The following is a 2,523-nucleotide window of genomic DNA, read 5'->3' on the forward strand; positions in this document are numbered from 1 at the left end:
GCGCCGGTGTTCGGCAATGGATGGAATTCTACAATCACCGCCGCCCGCACAAGGCCCTTGGCGGACAACCACCAGCGGTGGTCTACTCGCTGGAAATCGAAGCAACCCAACCCGATCAGCAGGAGCAGATTAGAGCTTAAAAAGCGCCAGATCCTGTCCAAGAGATGGGGAGTAGCTCAGCCTTCGACTGCGGTTTCTCGCATCTCGGTCGATTTTCCCAAGCCTACCGAACCAAATATGGAGAAACGCCTTCGGTTGCTCTGTCCGGCGCCAGCAAGGCGGCCCGCGCTTCGCGATCCGGATAGTGCGGGCGCAGACCGGATAGCAAATCCTACCTTCCCAGATATAGTGACGCTCATATTCGCGAAGTCAGCGTCGTCTGACCTGAGGCGAGCAGGTGAAGAAGGTCATGCCGATGTCCGAGAAAGATCTGCCGACCGATCGAATGTTCTCCTTCGAGCGCAAGCACTGCGATCTGCCCTATTACAAGGCCGCGCGAGACGGGTTTAGCCTGACAGGCTGGTTCATCGTTCTGGCTGCGGTCGCAGTCGCTTTTGTCGTTCTCATGATCGCGCAGCAGCGCTTCCACAGCGGGCTTGGCGGTTTTATCCCGCCGTTGCTTTTCGTCTTGATCCCGCTCGTTTCTGTCGCCGCCGTTGCCGGAGCAAAGGCACCTCTTGCCCTGTTCCGCCGTGTCGGCCTTGGGGATATCGGACTGATGGTGCTGTTCTTCGTCCTGAACTTTGTCGTGACGATCGTTGTCGGGACGCTGATAAACAGCGCGTTTCACACCGCTGCGAACCCGGCCGCGGATATGGTGGCCTCCGCGTCTGGAGCGGATCAGGTTTTGTTCTTTTTCTGGACCGCCGTCCAGTTGTTGGGCGAAGAGATCTTCACCATCCTGGTTTTCCTCGGCGTGATGGCGGGTCTAAACCGGGTCATGTCGCGCAAGCTTGCCCTGTGCCTCGCCGCACTGGTTGCCGCGATCATTTTCGGGTTGGTCCACTTGCCGACATACCAAGGAAACATCGTGCAGGCAGTGGCACTGGTCCCGGTCCGGCTCGTATTGCTTATGCCCTTCATCATCACCCGCAACATCTGGACATCGACCGGCTCCCATATCCTGAACGACTGGACGACGTTTGGCATGGCCGCCTACGCCGGCATGCAAGCGGGCTGACCCCAATCCAAAGCAAAGGACACCCGATGACACCGCGATCCCTCTCAATCCTCGCCTGCCTCGCGTTCAGCCCGGCCGCGGGCCTTGCCCAGGACGGTCCCGCCTTCGACTGCGCAAAAGCCGAGAGTTCAGCTGAAAAACTGGTCTGCGAGGACGCAGAGCTTGCCGCGCTGGACCGTCGGTTGGCCGACCGTTTCGCCGCCGCCGTCGAGGTGGCCGAAGGTCTGGACGTGGACGCCGAAGAGGTGACCAACACACTGCGCGCGATGCAGCGCGGCTGGATCTCGGGCCGCGACGAATGCTGGAAAGAGCCCGACCTGCGGGCCTGCGTCCAGACGGAATATCTTCAACGCGAGGCCGAGTTGGTCGCAGATTTCATGCTGGAGCCGCCGTCCGAGACGGTCGAACTGACCTGCGGACCGCGCGCGCTGACCGCTATGATCTTCCCGAGCGCGTTGCGCGGCCTGCGGGTCGAAGAGGGCGACAGCATCTACATCGGTGCACAACTCAAGCCTGACACCCCTGGCACATTCTATATGCGCAGCGCCGGGGGCCTGGTGATGGAGGGCAACACGATCAGGGTCAGCGATTCATACGGCGAAACGCACGCGTGCCAGATCCGATGACATGGCGACGAGATTTTTGCTGAACCTTTTGGAGGCAAGACAATGAAAATTCGCACCAACCTAATACTGCAACGCCTGACGACAGCAATTTTGCCACCGCCTTCGCCCTTGCCGCCTGCCTGGCCGTTCTGCCCGGTGCCGCGCAGGCCCGGATGGGGCCGGATTACTGGCAAGTGACCGGCGTCGCATCCGACGATACTCTCAACGTCCGCACCGGGCCGGGCATGTCGAACAGGGTCATCCTGCTGGCTCCCAACGGTGCCGTTTTCCACAATCTTGGGTGCCGAGGCGAGGGCAATGGGCGCTGGTGCCATGTCGAGACGCCGGACGGCACCATCTCTGGCTGGGTCGCAGGGCGGTTACTGCAGGACTCCGGTGCGCCGACGCAGGGCAACGGATCGGGGCAGTCGGAGGTGCCCGAGCTCTATGCCCGCCAGTCCGGCGAGATGGAGGTGCGTTTCGCCAGCGGTTGCACCGCGCACACAACCCGGCGGGCCTCTGTCAACGTCGGCGCAAGATCCGGCCACGGGGCGGAGCAAAAGTCGTCCGGTCTGGGCGTGATCGGTGCCTTGGCAAATGCGCTCCGCACATAGCAGTCGGTTGCCAAGGCGCCTTGGTCCGCGAGGACCAAACTCGGTCTTGGTTCAGTAGTTCTGCCGGGCCATGCTTTGAGCGAGGCGATAGCTGTCGCCGTTCATCTCCAGGATGCTGACATGG

4 protein-coding genes are annotated in these 2,523 nt (G+C 61.6%); all 4 read left to right on the forward strand.

The features are described 5' to 3' along the window. On the forward strand, positions 1-140 hold a 140-nt coding region (locus DKT77_RS21480; protein WP_146204958.1), incomplete at its 5' end, for an integrase core domain-containing protein. 269 nt (positions 141-409) lie between these two features. Next, positions 410-1,180 (forward strand): CPBP family glutamic-type intramembrane protease, encoded by a 771-nt coding sequence (locus DKT77_RS04835; protein WP_238547692.1) that lies wholly within the window; start codon positions 410-412, stop codon positions 1,178-1,180. A 26-nt stretch (positions 1,181-1,206) separates the two neighbouring features. Beyond that, positions 1,207-1,806: a lysozyme inhibitor LprI family protein gene (locus DKT77_RS04840; protein ID WP_109810605.1), complete on the forward strand. Its 600-nt coding sequence runs from the start codon at positions 1,207-1,209 to the stop codon at positions 1,804-1,806. Between the two features lie 173 nt (positions 1,807-1,979). After that, positions 1,980-2,399, forward strand: a complete 420-nt coding sequence (locus DKT77_RS04845) for an SH3 domain-containing protein (protein WP_238547693.1) — start codon at positions 1,980-1,982, stop codon at positions 2,397-2,399. The last annotated feature ends 124 nt before the right edge of the window (positions 2,400-2,523 follow it).

Source organism: Meridianimarinicoccus roseus (assembly GCF_003172915.1).
GTDB classification, from domain to species: Bacteria; Pseudomonadota; Alphaproteobacteria; order Rhodobacterales; family Rhodobacteraceae; genus Meridianimarinicoccus; species Meridianimarinicoccus roseus.

What these genes read in the sequence shown, in the direction of transcription:
- DKT77_RS04835 (WP_238547692.1), top strand. Translation starts at nt 410, where the DNA reads ATGCCGATGTCCGAGAAAGATCTGCCGACCGATCGAATGTTCTCCTTC.
- DKT77_RS04840 (WP_109810605.1), top strand. Translation starts at nt 1,207, where the DNA reads ATGACACCGCGATCCCTCTCAATCCTCGCCTGCCTCGCGTTCAGCCCG.